Genomic DNA, 19,377 nt, shown 5'->3' with positions numbered 1-19,377 from the left:
GAGTGTACTTGCGCCCCACGCCGCGCAGCTCAAGGATCGACCTGGCGTCAGGAGCGGCGCAGTTCGACGTCGTCGGCGCGTACCCAGGCGATGCGGTGGCCGAGCTGGATCTGGAAGTACTCCTCGCCGCGCACGACTTGGTGTCCGACCGGGTCGAACGTGACGGCCCGGTAGTACTCGCTGTCCGTGCGCAGGCCGACCGCGTACTCCTGGTCGGCCGGTATCTCGTACGACAGCGGCACGACCGGCTGTACCGGGACGTCCGCCGGGTAGGCGCCGGCCTCCGGGTAGGCGCGGCCGTAGACCGGGATGGTCGCGGCGCCGTCCTTGCCGGTGACCACCCAGCCGCGGGCGTTCACCGCGGTCGGCGCGTCCGCCGGGTTGTGGAACCACGCCTTCTGCCCGAGGTACCAGATCGCCGTCCACGCGCCGCGGCGTTCGGCGACGGCGAACTGCTGGCCCGCGGAGGCGCGGGCGCCCACGTCGTTCACGCCGGTGGAGGACTCGCCGTCGCCGGGGTGCGTGCCGGGGTCTCGGACCAGAGGCGCGTCGTGCGCGGGCGCGGTGTGCAGGCGGACGGCGGCCGAACCGTGCGGCGCGCAGGGGGAGCCGGCGCCCTCGCAGTCCTCGTACGCCGGGGTGTGCGTCTCGTAGTCCGGCGCGATGGTCACCAGGCCGCCGCGCGGGCCCGCGGTGGCGCGGAACGGGGCGCCCAGCAGGTCGAAGTAGTGCGACCAGTCCCAGTAGGGCCCCGGGTCGGTGTGCATGCCGGGCACGCTCGCGTCGGTCGGGCCCTGGACGTTGTCGTGGCCGAGGATGTGGTGGCGGTCCAGCGGGATGTCGTACTCCCGCGCCAGGTGGCGGACCAGGCGCGCGGAGGTGCGGTACATCGCCTCCGTGTACCAGGCGTCGGGGTCGGTCAGGAAGCCCTCGTGCTCCAGTCCGATGGACTTGGCGTTGACGTACCAGTTGCCTGCGTGCCAGCCGACGTCCTCGCCCGCGACGTGCTGCGCGATGTGCCCGTCCCGGGAGCGCAGGCTGTAGTGCCAGGAGACGTACTCGGGGTCCTGCACGAGGTCGAGGGTGGTCTCCCAGGTGGCCTCGGTGTCGTGGATGACGATGTAGTCGACGGACTGCGAGGCGGGCCGCCGCGCCTGGTCATGGTTGCCGTAGCCGCCGCCGGCCAGCTCCTCGTAGGGGGCGGGCAGCCACGCGCAGGAGACGGAACGCGGGCACTCGACGCGCGGGTCGCGCGGGGCGGCGGGCAGGCCGAGCGCGTCGGCGGTGCGGGTGTCGGGGACGACGGCGCGCGGCGGGAGCGTGACGCGGTCGCCGGAGTCGGTGACGCGGGAGGCGCCCTCGTTGATGACGGCGTACACCTCGTCCGCGAAGAACTCCGCGGCCTCGCGGGTGCCCGCGCCCGCGTAGGCCGCGACCGCGCCGTACCAGTCGGCGGGGTCGCCGCTCGCGGGGTGGCCGAGGTCGCGCTGCGCGGCGGCCAGCAGCGCGGCGCCGCCGGTGACGTTCGCCGCATTGCCGGTCCGCAGCTCCGCGGGGTCGAGGCCGGTCAGCTCGGCCGCCTCGGCCAGGGTGCGGAGGTCCGCCGGGACGGCCCGGGTGTCGGGGGCGTCCCGCGGTCCTGGGGACGGCGGCGGGAGCGGCCGCGAGGTGTCGCCGCGCGCGTCCTCGGTGCCGTGCGCGTGGTGCCCGCCGGTCGGCTCGGATGCGGCGAGGGCCGTGGCCGCGTCGGTGAGGTGCATCGGCCCGTAGCCGCCGGAGACGCTGGGCGCGCCGTCGTGGCCGTCCCACCGGGAGGTGAGGTAGGAGACGCCGAGCAGCACGCTCTCGGGCACGCCGTGACGTTCCGCCGCGTCGGCGAACGCGCGGGCCAGGCCCGTGGCGTCGGAGTCGGCGCCGGCCGGTCCCGCCGTGGTCAGCAGCGGCAGGGCGGCGGCCAGCGCGGTGGCGGCGGCCACGGCGGAACGGCGGACGGGGGGACGGGTGCGTCGCAAGGCGGGCCTCCCGGGGCACGGCTGGGTCGCCATGGGCATGATCATGTTGATGGCCGCGGACGGCGGCGTCAATGCGCGGGAGGAAGCCCGGACGCGGCTTTCGCGCGCGCCCCGTCGCCGCCTGCGGTGCGGCACTGGTCCACACCGCTGAAGTCCCCGGGTTTTGCCGGGACTTTACGCCGCGGGGCCGTCGTCAACCCCGGCCGCGACCCCACTCGATCGGCGGACGGTAGCTGGACATGTCCGTTCCGTGAACACAGGGTGGGCTCATGAGAATTGCGCGTTCCCCGATACCCGTGGCGCTCGCCGCCGTGCTGCTCGCGTTCGGTGCCCGCCCGGCCGCCGCCGCGCAGCCGTGGGCCGAGGGGCCCGTCGGCACGGTCGGCAAGCTGATGTGGGACGCGGGCGGCGGGCGGCTCGGTCTCTGCTCGGGGGCCGTCGTCGACGCGCCGAACGGCAGCGTCGTCGCGACGGCCGCGCACTGCGTGCGCACCGCGGCCGGTCCCGAGCCTCCGAAGGAGGTGTGGTTCGTGCCCGGCTACCACCACGGCCGCGACACCTACCGCGAGGACGGCTGGCTCGTCACCGGCTTCCACACGCCCGAGGGCTGGGACGTGACGCGCGAGACCTCGGCGATCCTGCCGCACGACTACGCGTTCCTCACGCTCGGGCGCCGGGACGGGCGCACCGTCCAGGAGGTGCACGGCGCGAACCGCCTCGCGTTCGAGCCGGTGGCCGAGGGCGGTCGGGTGGCCGTCCTCGGCTATCCGGCGGTCGAGCCCTACGACGGGGAGACGCTGCACTACTGCGCGGGCGAGACGGACGTGCTGACCGCGGGCGAGGCCGAGGAGCCGAATCTGGGGGGACTGCTGCTGTCCGGCTGCGACCTGACCGCGGGGTCGAGCGGCGGCCCGTGGCTCACGGACTACGACCCGGCGACCGGGTCCGGCACGCTCGTGGCCGTGATGTCGGTGGGCAGCGGGCAGGGTCACGTCGTGGGCCGTCCGTATCCGGAGGGGGCGCGGAGCCTGTTCGCCGCGGCGGGCGGCGGCTGAGTGGCTGAACGGCCGAGCGGCCGAGCGGCCGAGCGGCCGAGGCGCCGCGGTCCCGCCGCTCCGCCGTCTTCCGTGCCCGGTGCGGCCCCGAAACCGGCTTGAGTGGAATAGACTCAACTTATCGCACGTTGCGTCTGGCAGACTCATGCATGCGCACGCACACGGGACCTACGGAGGAGTACCGCTGAAGTGAACGCCGAGCTGACCAACAGGAGCCGGGACGCGATCAGCGCGGCCAACGACCGCGCGCTGACCGGCGGGCATCCGGACATCACCCCGGCGCATCTGCTGCTCGCCCTGCTGACCGGCCAGGACAACGAGAACATCCAGGACCTGCTCGTCGCCGTCGACGCCGACCAGGCGGCCCTGCGCTCCGGTGCCGAGCGCCTGCTGACCGGGCTGCCCAGCGTGCAGGGCGCGTCCGTGGCCAAGCCCCAGCCCAACCGGGAGCTGCTGGCCGTCGTCGCCGACGCCGCGCAGCGCGCCAAGGAGCTGGGCGACTCCTACGTCTCCACCGAGCACCTGCTGATCGGCCTGGCCGCCAAGGGCGGGCAGACCGCCGAGCTGCTGGCCGCCCAGGGCGCGGCCGACCGCAAGCTGCTCGACGCCTTCGAGGCCAGCCGCGGCGGCCAGCGCGTCACGACGGCCGACCCGGAGGGCACCTACAAGGCGCTGGAACGGTTCGGCACCGACTTCACGGCCGCGGCCCGCGAGGGCCGTCTTGACCCGGTCATCGGCAGGGACCACGAGATCCGCCGCGTCGTCCAGGTGCTCTCCCGCCGCACCAAGAACAACCCGGTGCTCATCGGCGAGCCCGGCGTCGGCAAGACCGCCGTCGTCGAGGGGCTCGCGCAGCGGATGGTCAAGGGCGACGTCCCCGAGTCCTTGAAGAACAAGCGGCTGGTCGCCCTCGACCTGGGCGCGATGGTGGCGGGCGCGAAGTACCGCGGCGAGTTCGAGGAGCGGCTGAAGGCCGTGCTCGGCGAGATCAAGGACAGCCACGGGCAGATCGTCACGTTCATCGACGAGCTGCACACGGTCGTCGGCGCGGGCGCGGGCAGCGACTCCGCCATGGACGCGGGCAACATGCTGAAGCCGATGCTGGCGCGCGGCGAGCTGCGCATGGTCGGCGCCACGACGCTGGACGAGTACCGGGAGCGGATCGAGAAGGACGCCGCGCTGGAGCGCCGCTTCCAGCAGGTGCTGGTCGCCGAGCCGGGCGTGGAGGACTCCATCGCCATCCTGCGCGGCCTGAAGGGGCGGTACGAGGCGCACCACAAGGTGCAGATCGCGGACGGCGCGCTGGTCGCCGCCGCGGCGCTGTCCGACCGTTACATCACCTCCAGGTTCCTGCCCGACAAGGCCATCGACCTGGTCGACGAGGCGGCGTCCCGGCTGCGCATGGAGATCGACTCCTCGCCGGTGGAGATCGACGAGCTCCAGCGTTCGGTCGACCGGCTGAAGATGGAGGAGCTGGCCCTGGCCAACGAGTCGGACGCCTCCTCCCAGGAGCGGCTGGCCCGGCTGCGGCGCGAGCTGGCCGACCGCGAGGAGGACCTGCGCGGCCTGACCGCCCGCTGGGAGAAGGAGAAGCAGGGGCTCAACCGGGTGGGCGAGCTGAAGGAGCGCCTGGACGAGTCCAGGGGCCTGGCCGAGCGCGCGCAGCGCGACGGCGACTTCGAGGCCGCCTCCAAGCTGCTGTACGGGGAGATCCCCGCGCTCGAACGGGAGCTGGCCGCCGCCTCGGAGGCCGAGCGGGAGGCCAAGCGGGACACGATGGTCAAGGAGGAGGTCGGCCCGGACGACATCGCCGACGTGGTGTCCGCCTGGACCGGAATCCCCGCCGGGCGGCTGCTGGAGGGCGAGACGGAGAAGCTGCTGCGCATGGAGGAGCAGCTCGGCCGCCGGCTGATCGGCCAGCACGAGGCCGTGCGGGCGGTCTCGGACGCGGTGCGCCGCAGCCGGGCCGGCGTCGCCGACCCGGACCGGCCCACCGGCTCGTTCCTCTTCCTCGGCCCGACCGGCGTCGGCAAGACCGAGCTGGCCAAGGCGCTCGCGGACTTCCTCTTCGACGACGAGCGGGCGATGGTCCGCATCGACATGAGCGAGTACAGCGAGAAGCATTCGGTGGCGAGGCTGGTCGGCGCGCCCCCCGGCTACGTCGGCTACGAGGAGGGCGGCCAGCTCACCGAGGCCGTGCGGCGCCGCCCGTACACGGTGGTGCTGCTGGACGAGGTGGAGAAGGCGCACCACGAGGTCTTCGACATCCTGCTCCAGGTGCTCGACGACGGGCGGCTGACCGACGGGCAGGGCCGCACGGTCGACTTCCGCAACACCATCCTCGTCCTCACCTCCAACCTCGGCAGCCAGCACCTGATCGACCCGCTGACCAAGCCGGAGCAGCAGCGCGAGGAGGTGCTGGCGGCGGTGCGGACCGCGTTCCGGCCCGAATTCCTCAACCGGCTCGACGACCTGGTGGTGTTCTCCGCGCTCACCGGCCCGGAGCTGAGCCGCATCGCGCGGCTCCAGACCGACGCGCTCCAGCGGCGGCTCGCGGACCGGCGGCTGGCCCTGGAGGTCACCGAGCCGGCGCTGCGCTGGCTGTCCGACGAGGGGAACGACCCGGCCTACGGCGCCCGGCCGCTGCGGCGGCTGGTGCAGACCGCGATCGGGGACCCGCTGGCCAGGAAGATCCTGGCCGGCGAGGTCAGGGACGGCGATACGGTCCGCGTGGACGCGGCCCTGGACGGCGGCCTGGTGATAACGGCGGACGGCCGGGAGTAGCGGCCCGCGCCCGCCCCCGCCCCGGACGGCGCCGTTCCCGCGGTTGCCAGACCGGGGCGGGTGTGGGAGAGGATGGGGAGGCTTCCCCATCCGCACGAAGGGACTCACCTGTGTCTGTCGATCCGTCCGCCATCCCGAATTTCGGGGGTAAGCCGGGCAAGCCGGACAAGCAGGGCCAGCCGCAGCAGGCGGGCAGGCCCACAGGGCCGATCATGCCGAACCAGGAGCTGGTCAAGCAGCTGCTGGACCGTATGAAGCTGAAGCACACCGTGGATAAGTCGGGTGATCTGCTCGCGCCGTGGAAGCACTACCGCGTGTACTTCATGTTCCGCGGCGAGGAGCGGCAGCGGGTGCTGACGGTGCGCACCTTCTACGACCGGCAGCACACCGTCGACGACAAGCCGCGGCTGCTCCAGGCCATCGACGAGTGGAACCACTCGACGCTCTGGCCCAAGGTCTACACGCACACCAGCGACGACGGCACGGTCCGGCTCGTCGGCGACTTCCAGCTGCTGCTGGGGGCCGGGGTCGGCTTCGACCACTTCGTGGCCAGCGTGGTCAGCTGGGTGCGGGCCGCGGGCGAGTTCGACAAGTGGCTCGTCGACCGGTTCGGGCTGGCCAAGGACGAGGACGACGAGCCCACGGAGGACGCCAGGAACGCCGAGGGCGCCGGGGACCCCGCGGCTTCCGGGGACTCGGGGGACGCCGGGACCGCCGGAGGCCCCACGGGCGAGGGCACGGGGACCGCGCCGTGATCGTCGCGTTCTCCGTGACGCCCATCGGCACCGGTGAGAACGTCGGGGCCGAGGTCGCCGAGGCGGTCCGCGTGGTCCGGGAGAGCGGGCTGCCCAACCGGACCGACGCGATGTTCACCAGTGTCGAGGGCGAGTGGGACGAGGTGATGGCCGTGGTGAAGCAGGCCGTGGAGGCCGTCACCGCCCGCGCGGGCCGGGTCAGCCTCGTGCTGAAGGCCGACCTGCGCAGCGGTGTCACCGACGGCCTCACCGGCAAGGTCGAGCGGGTCGAACAGCTGCTTGCCGCGCCCGATCAGCCCGGCGGCCGCGAGGAGGGGTAGGCCCGCAGCCGTTCGGGGCCCACGCCCAGATCGCGCAGCCGGGTCAGCACCTCCGCCACGTCCGGGCTGCCGAGCTCCTCCATGATGCGGAGCGCGTCGGTCCACGCCTCGCCCGCCGCCGCGTCGTTCCCGAGCGCGCGGTGCGTGTCGCCGAGCCGCTGGAGCAGCGCGGCCTCAAGGGAACGGTCCCCGAGCCCGGGGCCGCGCAGCAGGGACAGGGCCCGCTCGTAGGCGCGCAGGGCGTCCGGCCACGCGCCGAGGTGGTGCTGGACGTAGCCGAGGGAGTCCAGCGTCGCGGCGAGGCCGAGCGCGTCGTCCCCCTCCTGCTGGAGCCGGAGCGCCTGGCGGCAGTAGTCCAGCGCCTCCCGGTGCTCGCCCAGGCGGGCCAGCAGCCAGCCGACGACGTTCAGCGAACGTGCCTCGTCCGGCCTGTTGCCCGCCGCGCGGTACAGCGCGAGCGCGCGGCGCTCGTGGCCGAGCGCCTCGGGCAGCCGTCCGCGGTTCTCCAGCACGAAGCCGAGATGCTGATGCGTCTCCGCCTGCCCCTGCCGGTCGTCGATCGCCTCCAGCAGGTCAAGGGCGTCCCGCAGCAGGCTCAGCGCCTCGTCGTAGTGCAGGAACCTGGTGCTCAGCCGCGCCTTGTTGTTCAACGCGCGGGCCTGCTCGCCGAGTTCGCCCAGGCGCAGGGACGCGTCGAAGGCGGTGTCCTGGACGCGGGCCAGGTCGTGCCAGTGGCCTTGCCGGTCGAGGAGGCCGGTCAGGACCCACGCCAGCGCGCAGACCAGCGTGTCGAACTCCTCGGCCGCCGCCCCTTCGAACGCGTCCAGCAGGCAGGCCCGTTCCGCAGTGAACCAGGCCACCGCCGCGGCCTCGTCCGCGAACGTCTCGACGGCGATGCCGTCCCGCGGTGTGCCGAGGTCGGTGGGCTGCCGCCAGGAGGGGCCGAGCTGCTGGTGGGCGCGGTGCGCCGAGTGCAGGTAGTAGTCCAGCACCCGCCGCGTCGCGGCGCGCCGTTCCGCCGCGTCGTCGGTGGCCGCCGTCAGCTCGCGCGCGTAGGCCCGCAGCAGGTCGTGCATGGCGTACCGGCCCGGTTCGCGTTCGGTCAGCAGCTGCGCGCGGCTCAGCTCGGCCAGCTGTGCCCGCGCGGAACGCGGCGGGAGCCCGGTCAGCGCGGCGGCCGAGACCGGCGTCAGGTCGGGGCCCGGATGCAGCCCGCCGAGCCGGAACAGGCGGGCCGCTGCCGGGCTCAGCGCCCGGTAGGACCAGGAGAACAGCGCCCTGATGTCCGTGGCCGCCCCGGCCGCCCCGGCCTCCTCGGCCGCTTCCCCCGCCTCCCCCGCGAGTGCGTTCAGGGGCTCGGGACCGCGGAGGCCGTCGGCCAGTTCGGCGAGCGGGCGCTCGGGGGCGGCGGCGGCCTGCGCCGCGACCACGGCCAGGGCGAGCGGCAGCCGCGCACACGTGTCGATGATGCCGTCCACGGCCCGCGCGTCGGCGGCGAGCCGCCGCGGGCCGAGCCGGTCGGCGAGCATCTGCCACGCCTCGTCCCGGGTGAACAGGTCCAGGTTGACCGCCCGCGCGCCGAGCGAGGCGACCAGGCCGAGCAGCCGGTTGCGGCTCGTGACGACGGCCAGGCTGCCGGGCGATCCGGGCAGCAGCGGGCGGCACTGCGCGGTGTCCCTGGCGTTGTCCAGCACGACGAGCATCCGCTTCCCCGCCAGCAGGCTGCGGTAGAGCGCGGCCTGGCTGTCCAGATCGGCCGGGACGCGCTGCGGCGGCACCCGGAGCGCGGAGAGGATGCCGCGCAGCGCGTCCGAGGCGTCGAGCGGCTCCCCGGTCGCGCCGAGCCCCCGCAGGTCGACGTAGAGCCGGCCGTCCGGGAAGTGCGCGGCGACGCGGTGGGCCCAGTGGACCGCGAGCGTCGTCTTGCCGATGCCCGCGCTGCCGTTGACGGTGACGATCACCGCGGCGCTCCTGCCGCCCTCGCCCTCGCGCGGGAGCAGCCCGTCGAGCTCGCGGATCTCCGCCGCGCGGCCGGTGAACGACGTGACGTCCGGCGGGAGTTGACTGGGCCGCGCGTCCGTGGCCGCCGCCCGGGCCCCGAGACCGGGGTCGCGGCGCAGGATGCGCTGGTGCAGCCGCCGCAGCGCGGCGCCCGGCTCCGCGCCCAGCTCGGCGGCGAGCCGCTGTCTGGTCCTGGTGTAGGCGGCGAGGGCGTCCGCCTGCCGCCCGGAGCGGTACAGCGCCAGCATCAGCTGTTCCGCGAGCGGCTCCGCCAGCGGGTGGTCGAGCACGGCCGCCGACAGGGCGGGCACCACGTCGGCGTGCCGGGCGAGCCGCAGTTCCTGCGCGAACCGGTCCGTGAGCAGGGTGACCAGCTCGCGTTCGAGGCCGCCCCTGACGCCCTCCGCCCACTCACCGCGCAGCCCGGACAGCGGTGTACCGCGCCATAACGCGGCGGCTTCGGCCAGCAGTTCGGCGGCGCGTTCGGCGTCCGCGCCGCCCGCGCCGGCCGTGCCGCCCTGGTCGCCCGTGACGTGCGCGGCCTGCGCGGCCAGGCGGCGCGCCCGGTGCAGGTCGACGGCGTCCTGCGGAACGTCGAGCAGGTATCCCCCGTCCCCCCGGCGCAGCACGGGGCTCCCGGCGCCGTCCCCCAGGCGCCGCAGCACCCGGCGGAGCCGGGATATGTAGGTGTAGAGCACGTCGCGGACGTTTTCCGGCGGCTGGCGCGGCCAGACCCGGTCGATCAGGGTCTCAGCGGTCACCGCCCGGCCGGGCGACATGGCCAGTACGGCCAGTACGCACCGCTGCTGCGGAGGGCCCGGGTCCAGCCGGGCGCCGTTCGCCGCCCTGAGCTCCACGGAGCCGAGCAGCCTTATCTCAACCATGCGTCATCCGTCCCCATCCCTCGGCGCGTTCCGGCGTGCCGGCGCGCGCATCCCCCGGGAGGTTCCCGGCTGTATACCGTCGGGGACGCGCGTGCGGAAGCAACGGCGCGGGGGTGGCTGAAGCGCCGTTTCAGAACCTGTCAAGGTATCCGACAAGCCTGTTCGCCGATGCTTGCGGTCGGGTTTCTTCGCCGCTCGGCCAGAAGGAGTCGATCTCGTGCAGGCAGTACGCAGATCACGCCGCACGTGACGGATCTTGAAAAAGGGGGGTGTCGCCCGGGCGTCCGTAGGGCAGCGTCGTCCGTCGGGACCAGAGCGGTACTCAAGGACGTTGGAGTTCTCTGTCAGATGATGCACACCACTGCGAAGGCCGCGTGGGACGAGGGAGCCCCGTCATGAAGCCGATCGTGCGACACGACGTCTACCACGCCGCCACCGGCGACGGCGCGTACCTGCTCACCCCGAGGGGAGCCGTCCGGCTCGCGGGCGAGGCCGTGGGCCCCTGGCTCGACCGTTTGCTTCCGAGCCTCGACGGCAGCAGGACCGTCGCGGAGCTGACCGAAGGACTGCCGCCCGACCAGCAGGAGTTCGTCGAACGGATGCTGCGGCGGCTGCGCGCCGCCGGCGTCGTGCGCGACGCCGCGCCCACGCGGCACGCGGAGCTGACCGCGGCCGAGGCCGAGGAGTACGCCCAGGAGATCGCGCACATCACCGGGTTCACCGAGGACGACGCCACCGCCGCGTTCGTCCGCCACCGCGCCCAGCGCACGCTGGTCGCCGGCGAGGGGCCGCTGCTCGAGGCCGTCGCGGGCGCCGCCGTCGCCTCCGGCCTGCGCACCGTGCGCGTCGTCGCGTTCGACGACGGGGGCGGGCCGCGGCCGCGGCCGCGGGACTCGGGCCAGCGGCTGACGTGGGAACGGCATCCCGAGCCGCGCGACGCCGAGGCGATGACGGCGCTGCTCGACCGCGCCGACCTGGTGCTGCACGTCACCAGCCGCCCCGCCGACCGCGCCCTGCTGGTCGAACGGTGCGCCGCGCGCACCGGGGTGCCGCTCGCCCAGGCCGTCGTGCGCGGGCCCGAGGCGTGGCTGATCCCCCTCCAGCGCTGGACGGGAACCGGCGGCGCGCCCGGCCGCTGGGCCGCCGCGCTGCCCCGGCTCGCCGCGCCCGCCGAGACGGTGACCGCCGCCCCTGGACCCGCCGCCCGTCTCGCCGTGGCCGCCCGCCTCGTCCAGAGCGTGTTCCACGTCGTCACCGGCGCCGAACCGGCCCCGGACCGGAGCGAGTTGATCACCATCGACCTCGCCACGCTCGCCGGGCGGCGCCGGCCGTTCCTGCCGCACCCCGTCGCGCTGCCCGCCCCGGCGCCCGACCGGCCCCGCTTCGCCGAACGCATCCGCGCGCTGCGCCGCGGCCCGCGGCTGAGCGGGCAGGCGTTCGCGCAGCGGGCCGCGAGCTGTGCCGACGACCGGCTCGGCATCTTCCGCTTCGTCGACACCGACTGGGCGCAGTCCCCGCTGCACGTCGCCCGCGCCGTGGTGACGCGGCGCCCGCAACTGAGCGCCATCGGCTTCGGCTTCGGCGAACTCCAGGCCCGCCACCAGGCCGCGCTTTCCGCCCTGGCCCGGTACGCCGCAGGCCAGTTCGACGCGCGGAGACTGCCGGGGCACGCCGACGGCGGCAACGGGGAGCACGGGGCCGGCGCCGCGGGGCCCGACGAGCCGCAGGGGCCCGCGGTGCTCGGCTACGAACTGGCCGACCCGGGCCGCGTCCACCGCGTACCGGTGGCGGACGCGTTCCCCGGGCTGCGGCCCTGGCGCCCCTCGGACGACCCGTTCTCGCCCGTCGTCGGCGGCCAGGACTGGCAGGAGGCCGTCACCGCGGGACTCCTCGCGCACTGCCGCCTGCTGACACTGGTACGGATGCGGGAGACCACGCGGCCCTACCCGCGTGTGCCGCTCGACGAGGCGCCGCTCGGCCGGGAGGGCGCCCGCTGCCGGGACATCCTCGCCGAGCTGGACGAACTGCCGGAGACCTACGACGTCACCGGGCAACTCGGCGTGCCCACCTACGCGTTCTGCCGCGGGCCCGTCACCGTCGCCTGCGCCGCCGGGCTCACCGCCGCCGCCGCCCTGACCGACGGGCTGCGCCAGGTGCTGCTCGGCGTGCAGGCGCGCGCCCACCTCCAGACCGGATACGCGCCGTTCCCCGTCGTGCCTGGGCTGCCCCACGCGCTGCGCTCGCGGGACGCGCACACCCCGGCCGTCAACCCGCCGCTCGACGTCGCCGCGGTGGCGGCGCGGCTCGACGCCCTCGGCCACACCGCGGTCGCGGTGCCGCTCGACCACGACCCCGCGGTCGCGGAACTGATGCCCTATCTCGTTCACGTGGTGGTGCTGTGACCAGCCCCGAGGCCATGCCCACCCGCGCCAGAATCTGTGTGCTCGGCTCCGGCGGCGCGCTGTACGACGCCGTCCTCGCCAGAAGCGGCGGCACCGCGGGGCCGCGCACGCTGCTCGTGGCCGTGCACGAGGGCTGGGACACGGCCCTGCACGACACGGCGCGGCGCACCGCCGCCGACCACGGCATCGGCTGGCTGCCGGTGCGCACCGAGCTGAGCCACGCCGTCGTAGGCCCGCTCGAAGTCCCCGGCGGCACCGGCTGCGCCGACTGCGCCACGGCCCGCGCCCGCCGCATCCGCCCGGACCAGGACGAACGCGACGCCGTCCGGCGGCGGCACGGCCGCGCGCTCGCGGCCACCGCCCCCTCGTGGCTGACGGGCACCGCGGCCGGGCTCGTCGCCGGGCTCGTCGCCGAGGAGGCGGAACGCCTGTCGGGCGCCGAGCCGGGCGCGCCCCGCACCCGCAAGGCGCTGCTGCGCGTCGCGCTGGACGATCTGTCCGTCACCCGGCACCCCTTCCTGCCCGAGCCGCTGTGCGAGGTGTGCGGCGACGTGCCCGCGGACACCGCGGAAGGCGCCGTCCCCGCCCTCACGGCCCGGTCGGCCCACCGTCCTGGCCGCTTCCGCGCCCGGCCGCTGCGCGACGCCCTGTGCGAGCTGACCGACGCCTACGTCGACGACCAGGTCGGCCTCATCGCCTCCCTCGACGGCCACCGGGTCGGCGGCCTGGTCGTGACGTCCGCCCCGGTCGGCTTCCGCACCGGCCGCGTGACCGCGGGCCGCGGTCACGCGCCGACGGCCCGCACCAGCCGGCTGTCGGCCCTGCTCGGCGCCGTCGAACGGTACGGGAACGCGCCCGGCGGGCGGTCCGCCGCCGTCACGGCCACCTTCCGGGAGCTGGGCGACCGGGCCCTCGACCCGCGCGCCGCCGACCCGTTCGCGCCGGAGCCGTGTCAGGACCGCCCGCTCGCCTGGGTGTGGGGCTGGTCGTTCGCCAGGCGCGAGAGCGTGCTGGTGCCGCAGTCCCTGGCCTACCGCGACCCGGCCGCGGGCGGGCAGGCCGAGGGGCCCGGCGGCAGCGCGGTGGGCGGCAGCCTGGAGGAGGCGATCCTCCACGGCCTGCTCCAGGTCGCCCGGCGGGACGCGCTGCTGATGACGTGGTACGCCAGGCTCGCCGCCGCCGAGATAGACCTGGCGGCGGCGGCCGACCGCGCCGTTCCGCTGCTCGCCGCCACCGTTCGCGCCGAAACGGGCTACCGCGTCCGGGCGTTCGACGTCTCGGCGGAGCAGGGCATCCCCTGCGTGTGGGCGCTGGCCGAGAACCCCGCGGGGAACGGCGGGCCCGCCGTGGCGTGCGCCGGGGGCGCCCACCCCGACCCGGAGAAGGCGATCCGCCGCGCGCTGCACGACCTCGGCCCGGCACTCGCCGCCCTGCTCGACGGCTACGCGGAGGCGGGCGCGGCGGAGCTGGCCCGCCGCATGGCCGAGGCGCCCGAGCTGGTGCGGACGGCCGAACAGCACGCGCTGCTGTACGGCGACCCGGGCGCCGCGGCCAGGCTGCGCTTCCTCACCAGCGCGGCGCCCAGCCGCAAGCCGGTCGACATCGGCGCGGAGCGCGGTGGGTTCGCCGGGGACGACCTGCTCGGCCACCTGCTCGAGGCCGTCGGCCGCTACACCGCGGGCGGTATGGACGTCGTGGTGGTCGACCAGACCGCGGCTGAGCACGCCGCGGGCGGCCTGGCCTGCGTGAACGTGCTGGTGCCCGGTACGGTGCCGCTGACCTACGGGCACGCGCGCCGGCGCATGGACCGGCTGCCGCGCCTCGCCGAGGTGCCGGTGCGGCTCGGGCACCGCACCAGCCCGCTGCCGCCCGCGGACGTGAACCCGCACCCGCACCCGTTCGGCGGCCGGGGGAGCGCGCCCGGCGCCTGAATCCGCGCTGAACGGCGGCGGTCAGCTTCCGTCAAGCTTTCGCTCAGCCGCGGGCGGCAGGCTGAACCCCGTTGCATGTTCGGAGACTTCGGAACGGGGGATTCAGGTGTCCACGCCCACTGCGCTCCCCGGCACCAGGGCGCACGCATTCCGGCTGCTCGGGCCCTTCACCTTCATCAGGGAAGGCGCCCTGCCGCGGCCCATGTGGCCCAAGCCCCGGGCGCTGCTCGCGCTCCTGCTCGTCGCGGAGGGGCCCGTCACGCTGGAACGGATCGGCGCGGAACTGTGGCGGGGCCGGCCGCCAGACTCCGCGGTCGCCAATATCCGCGGCTACATCGGGCTGCTGCGCCGCGAGGTCGGGGCCGCCGCGGTGCGGACCGGGCTCGGCGCCTACGAACTGGCCCTGCCGCAAGCGCGCGTGGACGCCGAGGAGTTCCGCGGGCTCGTCGACCGGGCCGAGGTGACGGCCTGCCCGCGGCAGCGCCGGGAGCTGCTGGAGGGCGCCCTCGGCCTGTGGCGCGGGCCGGCGCTCAGCGGCATCGAGCACGGTCCGCTGCTGGAGAGCTGGGTGGAGCGGATGAACGGCCACCGGCGGCGCGCGCTGCTCCAGGTCGCCGAACTGTCCCTGGAAGCCGGGCAGTACGCCAGGGCGCAGGACGTTCTGCGGCAGCACCTGGTGGGCAGCCCGACCGATGAGGCGGCGTACCAGCTGCTGATGCGGGCGCTGCACGGCGCGGGCGACAGCAGCGCGGCCCTGGCCGTCTACCAGCAGGCGAACCGGCGGCTGGTGGACCACGGCCTGTTTCCCGGGCCTCAACTGCGGGGCATGCAGCAGGCGATCCTCAGCCATCTGCCGCTGCCCACCTGCTGAGCCGCCGGCGGTCCGGGGGCGGGGGCGCGCGCCGCGGCGGGCGGGGTGCGGTCGAGATGTGGAGGAGGGGGGCGCGAAGTCGGCGTTCCGTGTGATGTGTGAATCAACCGCGGGGACGATACGAGCAGTTCGCGGACGGCCTGGCTCAACTGTTCGTATGGCGGGCGGGTGCGGGGTGAACACCTGACCACCCTGTCCCCGACGGGATGGAAACCTGGCTAAGTTGGGTAAAAACGCTGTGGTGGCGGCGTGTTACGTGATTCGGTGGTCCCGTTGTCTCCGGAGGGTCGGTCCGCGCCGCCCTCAACTGCGCGCATGCGGGAGCCGACCCATGCTCACCACGATCTACACCGCCTTCACCGACACCCGAGCGGGCGACCTGGCCTGGGCCCTCGGCCGGGAGCCGCTGCCCTCGCTCGCCACTCTCGACGTCGAACTTGCCGGGGCACACATCCAGTTGCGCGTGCTCGGCGCCTCCCATCAGGTGCTGCTCGACTGCCGCGAGGGCACCTGCTCAGAAACCGTGGCCTGCATGCCGGGCAGCAACACCCCGTTGCCGCTCGGTGTGTCCAAGCGCCTGGGAAACTTCGAATACGAGTTCGCGGCCCGCGTGGAGAGCCTGAGCGTGGGCTCGTTCGCGGGCCGCGCCCAGGAGTTGCTTGCCCTGGTCGCCGAACACCCGTACGGCCTCGCGGGCCTCTTTCCCGGTGATCCGAACGCGTTCACCGCGCTTCTGGTCCAGCGCAGGGGCGGTCAGTTCCACTGGCGGACCTGGCACGCGTACCCGCAGGAGCGGTGTCTGGTGGCGACGAGAACCCGGGTGAGCGGTGCGACGGATCACCCCAAGTCCACTCCTGTGGGTGACAAGGCCAACCCGAAGTGTGACGTAACGTTCGGTTCATGATCGATACAACCGGGCAGGCGGCCGCCCCGCGCTCAGCGACCGCCGTGCTCCCCGTATCGGCGGGCGCCGGGCGCCTCGTGGTCCTCGTCGCCGTCTTCGTCTGCGCCGCCTGCGGCCTCGTGTACGAACTCGAACTCATCGCGCTCGCCGACTACCTGGTGGGCGACACCGTCACCCACACCTCCATCGTGCTGTCCCTCATGGTCTTCGCCATGGGCATCGGCTCACTGGCCGCCAAGCGCCTGCGGGAGCACGCCGCGCTCAACTTCGGGCTGATCGAGTCGCTGCTCGCGCTGGTCGGGGGCTGCTCGGCGACCGTGCTGTATGTCTCCTTCCTGCTGTTCGGCGAGGCGAGACCGGCGCTGCTCGCGTTCTCCCTCGCCATCGGCGTGCTGATCGGCGCGGAGATGCCGCTGCTGATGACGCTGATCCAGCGCATCAGGGAGCAGGACGCCGGCCGCGCGGTGGCCGACCTGTCCGCCGCCGACTACGTGGGCGCGCTGCTCGGCGGCCTCGCCTTCCCGTTCCTGCTGCTGCCGCTGCTCGGGCAGCTCAGCGCGGCGCTGTGCACCGGCGTGGTCAACGCGCTGGCCGGCGCGGTCATAGTCCTGTGGCTGTTCCGCGGAGACCTCTCCCGCGCCGCGCGGCGCCGGCTCATGCTGCTGAACGCGGGGGTGATCGCCGTCCTGGTGTCCTGCTCCGCGGCCGTCGATCCGCTGGAGCGGGCGGCGGCCGAGCGGATCAGCGAGAGCCCGGCGCCCGAGTCGCAGCACGCCCGCGCCGCGGCCCTCGCCGTGACCCCACCGTGAGCGCCACGGCGCGGGCGGTGGCATTTGGCGCGACCGGTGCCTTATGTGCCGGGCAGTGGGTAGGCTCCGCGCCATGGAGCACGAGGTCTTCCTGCCCTATTCCGCCGAAGCCGTGCGGAGCGCGCTCGCCGCGCCCGAGCGGGTGGTCCGGTGCGTTCCCGGGCTCCATCTGGAGCCCGGCGCGGACCCGGCCGCACCCGAGGGCAGGCTGCGGGTGCGCATCGGCTCCTCCAGCATCACCTACCGCGGCTCCATGTCGGTGACGGCCCGGGGCGACCGCCTCACCGTCGAGGCGCAGGGCACCGAGGCCAGGGGCGCCGGCGAGGCGGCGCTCATGCTCAGCGTCGTGCCGCGCGAGGTCGAGGACGGCTCCGGCACCGCGCTGACCTTCCACGGCACCGTCGAGGGGAAGGGGCGCATCGGCACCTTCGACGCAGGTCAGCGGCAGGCGGCGGGCCGACGCCTGCTGGATCGTTTCGCCGAGGCGCTGGCCGAGGAGCTGGCGCGGGCCGACGAGCCCGCCCCCGCGGCCGGCGGCATCGGGGAGCCGGACGACAACGAGCGGGTCATTCCCGGCATTCCGTCCGCCCCCGAGCCGGAGCCCGAGCCCGGCGCCGGGTCCGGGCGTGCGGCGCGCGCGGGCGGCAACGAGACGGGGGCCGGCGCCGAGTCCGACCACGACGCCGCCTTCGACGCCGTGCTGGGGGCGGAGCCCGGCCCCGGCCGCGATCCGGACGCCGACGCGGTCGCCGACGCGGGTCTGGGGTCCGACCGCGGGTTCGACGGCGGCGACCTCGATGCCGACCTCGACTCCGGTCTCGACCGTGACCTCGACCCGGGTCTCGATGACGAGGAGGATCTTCCGGTGCACGAGCCCGAAGCGGACTTCGCCCGGCGCACCATGATCGGCCGCAGCGCGGAAGAGGTGGATCACGCCCCGCCGCGCGGCCGGTACGCCCCCGAGCCCACGCCCGGCGGCGCCCCCGGCCCCGCGGCGGCGCTGCGCTGGGCGGCCCCGGCGGCCGCGCTGGCCGTGGCCACGGCCGTGGTGCTGACGCGGGCCATTCGCCGCCGCCGGTGACGCAGGGCGCCCCACACAAGGGCGCCATTATGATTTACGTACATCGAATCGTTATCGTCATGGGGTGACCACCCACGACTCCGATCGCGGAGTACGACTCCGCGCCGCCGACGCCGAGTTGACGCTGCGCCCCGATCAGGGCGGCCGTATCTCCTCGCTGCGGGTCGGCGGTACCGAGCTGTTGCGCCAAGGCGAACGGTTCGGCTCCTTCATCATGGCGCCCTGGTGCGGCAGGACCAGGGAAGGGCGGTTCAGGAACGGCGCCACGGCGCACGAACTGCCGCTGAACGCCGCCCCGCACGCCATTCACGGCACCGTCCGCCGCCGCCCCTGGCGCACCGTCCGGGCGGATGACACCTCGGCGGCGCTGATCTGTGAACTGGCGGAGCCCTGGCCGTACGCCGGCCGCGTCACCCAGCTGGTCGAGCTGGCCGAGGACGGCAGCGGACTGACATGCACGCTCGGCGTGGAGACCGACGGCGACTCCTTCCCGGCCCAGGCCGGCTGGCATCCGTGGTTCCTGCGCAGCCTGCGCCCCGGCGGCCCCGGCGTGGAGATCGGCTTCGACGCCGAGTGGCAGGAGGAACGGGGCGCCGACCACCTGCCGACCGGCCGGCGCACCGCGCCCGGGCCCGGCCCCTGGGACGATTGCTTCGGTATGCCGGACGGGGTGGACGTCACCCTGACCTGGCCGGGGCACCTGGAGCTGAACGTCCGCAGCCGGAGCCCGTGGGCGGTGATCTACGACGAGCAGGCCGAGGCGGTGTGCGTGGAGCCGCAGTCGGGGCCACCCAACGGCCTCAACACACACCCGCGCCTGGTCACCCCGCTGGAACCGCTGGAGATCTCCACGACCTGGACCTGGCGGACGCTGCCGTAGGGTCGGGTGCCATGAGCGTGCGTGACGAGCTGTTGCAGCAGATCAAGGACAAGGCCGTGGTGCACGGCCGGGTGGTGCTCTCCTCCGGGCGGGAGGCCGACTGGTACGTCGATCTGCGCCGGGTGGCCCTGGACGGCGAGGCCGCGCCGCTGGTCGGCCGGACGATGCTGGACCTGACCGCGGACCTGGAGTACGACGCGGTCGGCGGGCTCACCCTGGGCGCGGACCCGGTGGCCACGGCGATGCTGCATGCCGCCGCGGCGGCCGGTCGGCGGCTGGACGCGTTCGTGGTGCGCAAGGCGGGCAAGGCCCATGGGCTCCAGCGCCGGATCGAGGGCCCCGACGTGGCCGGGCGCCGTGTGCTCGCGGTCGAGGACGCCTCCACCACCGGCAGTTCCGTGCTGACGGCCGTGGAGGCGCTGCGCGAGGCGGGGGCCGAGGTGGTGGCCGTCGCGGTGATCGTCGACCGCGGGGCGGCGGCGGCCGTGGCGCGGACGGGGCTCGCCTACCGTTCCGCGTTCACGCTGGACGATCTGGGGCTCGCCGACGCCTGAAGCGCGGCTTGGCTCGTGCCTGCCCCCGGCTTGCGGCCCCGCGGCGCGCCGGGCGCGCGGTGCGACGTGGCCGCCCCGGCCAGCGATTATCACCCTGCGTGATTGTTTCACGTGAAACTGTCGCGCGCTGTCCC

At 74.8% G+C, this 19,377-nt stretch carries 13 protein-coding genes and 1 pseudogene; 12 read left to right on the top strand and 2 right to left on the bottom strand.

Annotated elements, in window-relative coordinates:
• Positions 1–47: 47 nt before the first annotated feature.
• Positions 48–1,940 (bottom strand): peptidoglycan recognition family protein, encoded by a 1,893-nt coding sequence (locus STBA_RS16285; RefSeq protein WP_253195239.1) that lies wholly within the window; start codon positions 1,938–1,940, stop codon positions 48–50.
• A gap of 341 nt (positions 1,941–2,281) precedes the next feature.
• Between STBA_RS16285 and STBA_RS16280 the strand changes: the two genes are divergently transcribed.
• From STBA_RS16280 to STBA_RS16265, 4 genes are all read left to right on the top strand, one after another.
• Positions 2,282–3,067: a trypsin-like peptidase domain-containing protein gene (locus STBA_RS16280; protein WP_079251961.1), complete on the top strand. Its 786-nt coding sequence runs from the start codon at positions 2,282–2,284 to the stop codon at positions 3,065–3,067.
• 189 nt (positions 3,068–3,256) lie between these two features.
• Positions 3,257–5,851: an ATP-dependent chaperone ClpB gene (clpB, locus tag STBA_RS16275; RefSeq protein WP_077059947.1), complete on the top strand. Its 2,595-nt coding sequence runs from the start codon at positions 3,257–3,259 to the stop codon at positions 5,849–5,851.
• A 110-nt stretch (positions 5,852–5,961) separates the two neighbouring features.
• Positions 5,962–6,606 (top strand): YbjN domain-containing protein, encoded by a 645-nt coding sequence (locus STBA_RS16270; RefSeq protein ID WP_077059946.1) that lies wholly within the window; start codon positions 5,962–5,964, stop codon positions 6,604–6,606.
• A complete protein-coding gene (locus tag STBA_RS16265) occupies positions 6,603–6,926 on the top strand; it encodes an MTH1187 family thiamine-binding protein (RefSeq protein WP_077059945.1) in 324 nt (107 codons plus the stop codon). The genes STBA_RS16270 and STBA_RS16265 overlap by 4 nt, the downstream gene beginning before the upstream one ends.
• Here STBA_RS16265 and STBA_RS16260 read toward each other — a convergent pair.
• Entirely contained in the window at positions 6,899–9,811 is a 2,913-nt protein-coding gene (locus STBA_RS16260; protein ID WP_077059944.1) for a BTAD domain-containing putative transcriptional regulator, read from the bottom strand. The two genes, STBA_RS16265 and STBA_RS16260, sit on opposite strands and share 28 nt — an antisense overlap.
• 395 nt (positions 9,812–10,206) lie before the next feature.
• On the opposite strand from STBA_RS16260, the gene STBA_RS16255 reads away from it, so the two are divergent.
• The 8 genes and pseudogenes from STBA_RS16255 to pyrE all read left to right on the top strand — a co-directional run bounded on the left by STBA_RS16255 (position 10,207) and on the right by pyrE (position 19,243).
• Positions 10,207–12,213, top strand: a complete 2,007-nt coding sequence (locus STBA_RS16255; protein ID WP_077059943.1) for a hypothetical protein — start codon at positions 10,207–10,209, stop codon at positions 12,211–12,213.
• Positions 12,210–14,144, top strand: coding sequence for a TOMM precursor leader peptide-binding protein (locus STBA_RS16250; RefSeq protein WP_079251960.1), 1,935 nt, complete (start codon positions 12,210–12,212; stop codon positions 14,142–14,144). The genes STBA_RS16255 and STBA_RS16250 overlap by 4 nt, the downstream gene beginning before the upstream one ends.
• 106 nt (positions 14,145–14,250) lie before the next feature.
• Positions 14,251–15,015 carry an AfsR/SARP family transcriptional regulator gene (locus tag STBA_RS16245; RefSeq protein WP_077059942.1) on the top strand — a complete coding sequence of 255 codons (765 nt, stop codon included), beginning with the start codon at positions 14,251–14,253 and terminating at the stop codon, positions 15,013–15,015.
• A gap of 331 nt (positions 15,016–15,346) precedes the next feature.
• Positions 15,347–15,919: a DUF2617 family protein gene (locus tag STBA_RS16240; protein ID WP_077059941.1), complete on the top strand. Its 573-nt coding sequence runs from the start codon at positions 15,347–15,349 to the stop codon at positions 15,917–15,919.
• Positions 15,916–16,650, top strand: a pseudogene (locus tag STBA_RS16235) (spermidine synthase); the annotation flags it as partial. The gene STBA_RS16240 and the pseudogene STBA_RS16235, both read left to right, overlap by 4 nt.
• 151 nt (positions 16,651–16,801) lie before the next feature.
• Positions 16,802–17,809, top strand: coding sequence for a hypothetical protein (locus STBA_RS16230; RefSeq protein WP_077059939.1), 1,008 nt, complete (start codon positions 16,802–16,804; stop codon positions 17,807–17,809).
• Between the two features lie 64 nt (positions 17,810–17,873).
• Positions 17,874–18,689 (top strand): aldose epimerase, encoded by an 816-nt coding sequence (locus STBA_RS16225; RefSeq protein ID WP_077059938.1) that lies wholly within the window; start codon positions 17,874–17,876, stop codon positions 18,687–18,689.
• Positions 18,690–18,700: 11 nt separating this feature from the next.
• Complete coding sequence (pyrE, locus tag STBA_RS16220; RefSeq protein WP_077059937.1) at positions 18,701–19,243, top strand: orotate phosphoribosyltransferase; 543 nt, start codon at positions 18,701–18,703, stop codon at positions 19,241–19,243.
• Positions 19,244–19,377: the final 134 nt, after the last annotated feature.

The organism is Streptomyces sp. MP131-18, assembly GCF_001984575.1.
GTDB classification, from domain to species: domain Bacteria; phylum Actinomycetota; class Actinomycetes; order Streptomycetales; family Streptomycetaceae; genus Streptomyces; species Streptomyces johnsoniae.
The sequence above is the reverse complement of the archived record's forward strand: the minus strand, read 5'-3'. Positions and strand labels throughout refer to the sequence as shown.

Bases quoted from the DNA above. Each gene is read 5' to 3' on its own strand.
- STBA_RS16230 (WP_077059939.1), top strand. From the start codon at position 16,802: ATGGAGCACGAGGTCTTCCTGCCCTATTCCGCCGAAGCCGTGCGGAGC.
- STBA_RS16240 (WP_077059941.1), top strand. From the start codon at position 15,347: ATGCTCACCACGATCTACACCGCCTTCACCGACACCCGAGCGGGCGAC.
- pyrE (WP_077059937.1), top strand. From the start codon at position 18,701: ATGAGCGTGCGTGACGAGCTGTTGCAGCAGATCAAGGACAAGGCCGTG.
- STBA_RS16260 (WP_077059944.1), bottom strand. From the start codon at position 9,811: ATGGTTGAGATAAGGCTGCTCGGCTCCGTGGAGCTCAGGGCGGCGAAC.
- STBA_RS16280 (WP_079251961.1), top strand. From the start codon at position 2,282: ATGAGAATTGCGCGTTCCCCGATACCCGTGGCGCTCGCCGCCGTGCTG.
- STBA_RS16255 (WP_077059943.1), top strand. From the start codon at position 10,207: ATGAAGCCGATCGTGCGACACGACGTCTACCACGCCGCCACCGGCGAC.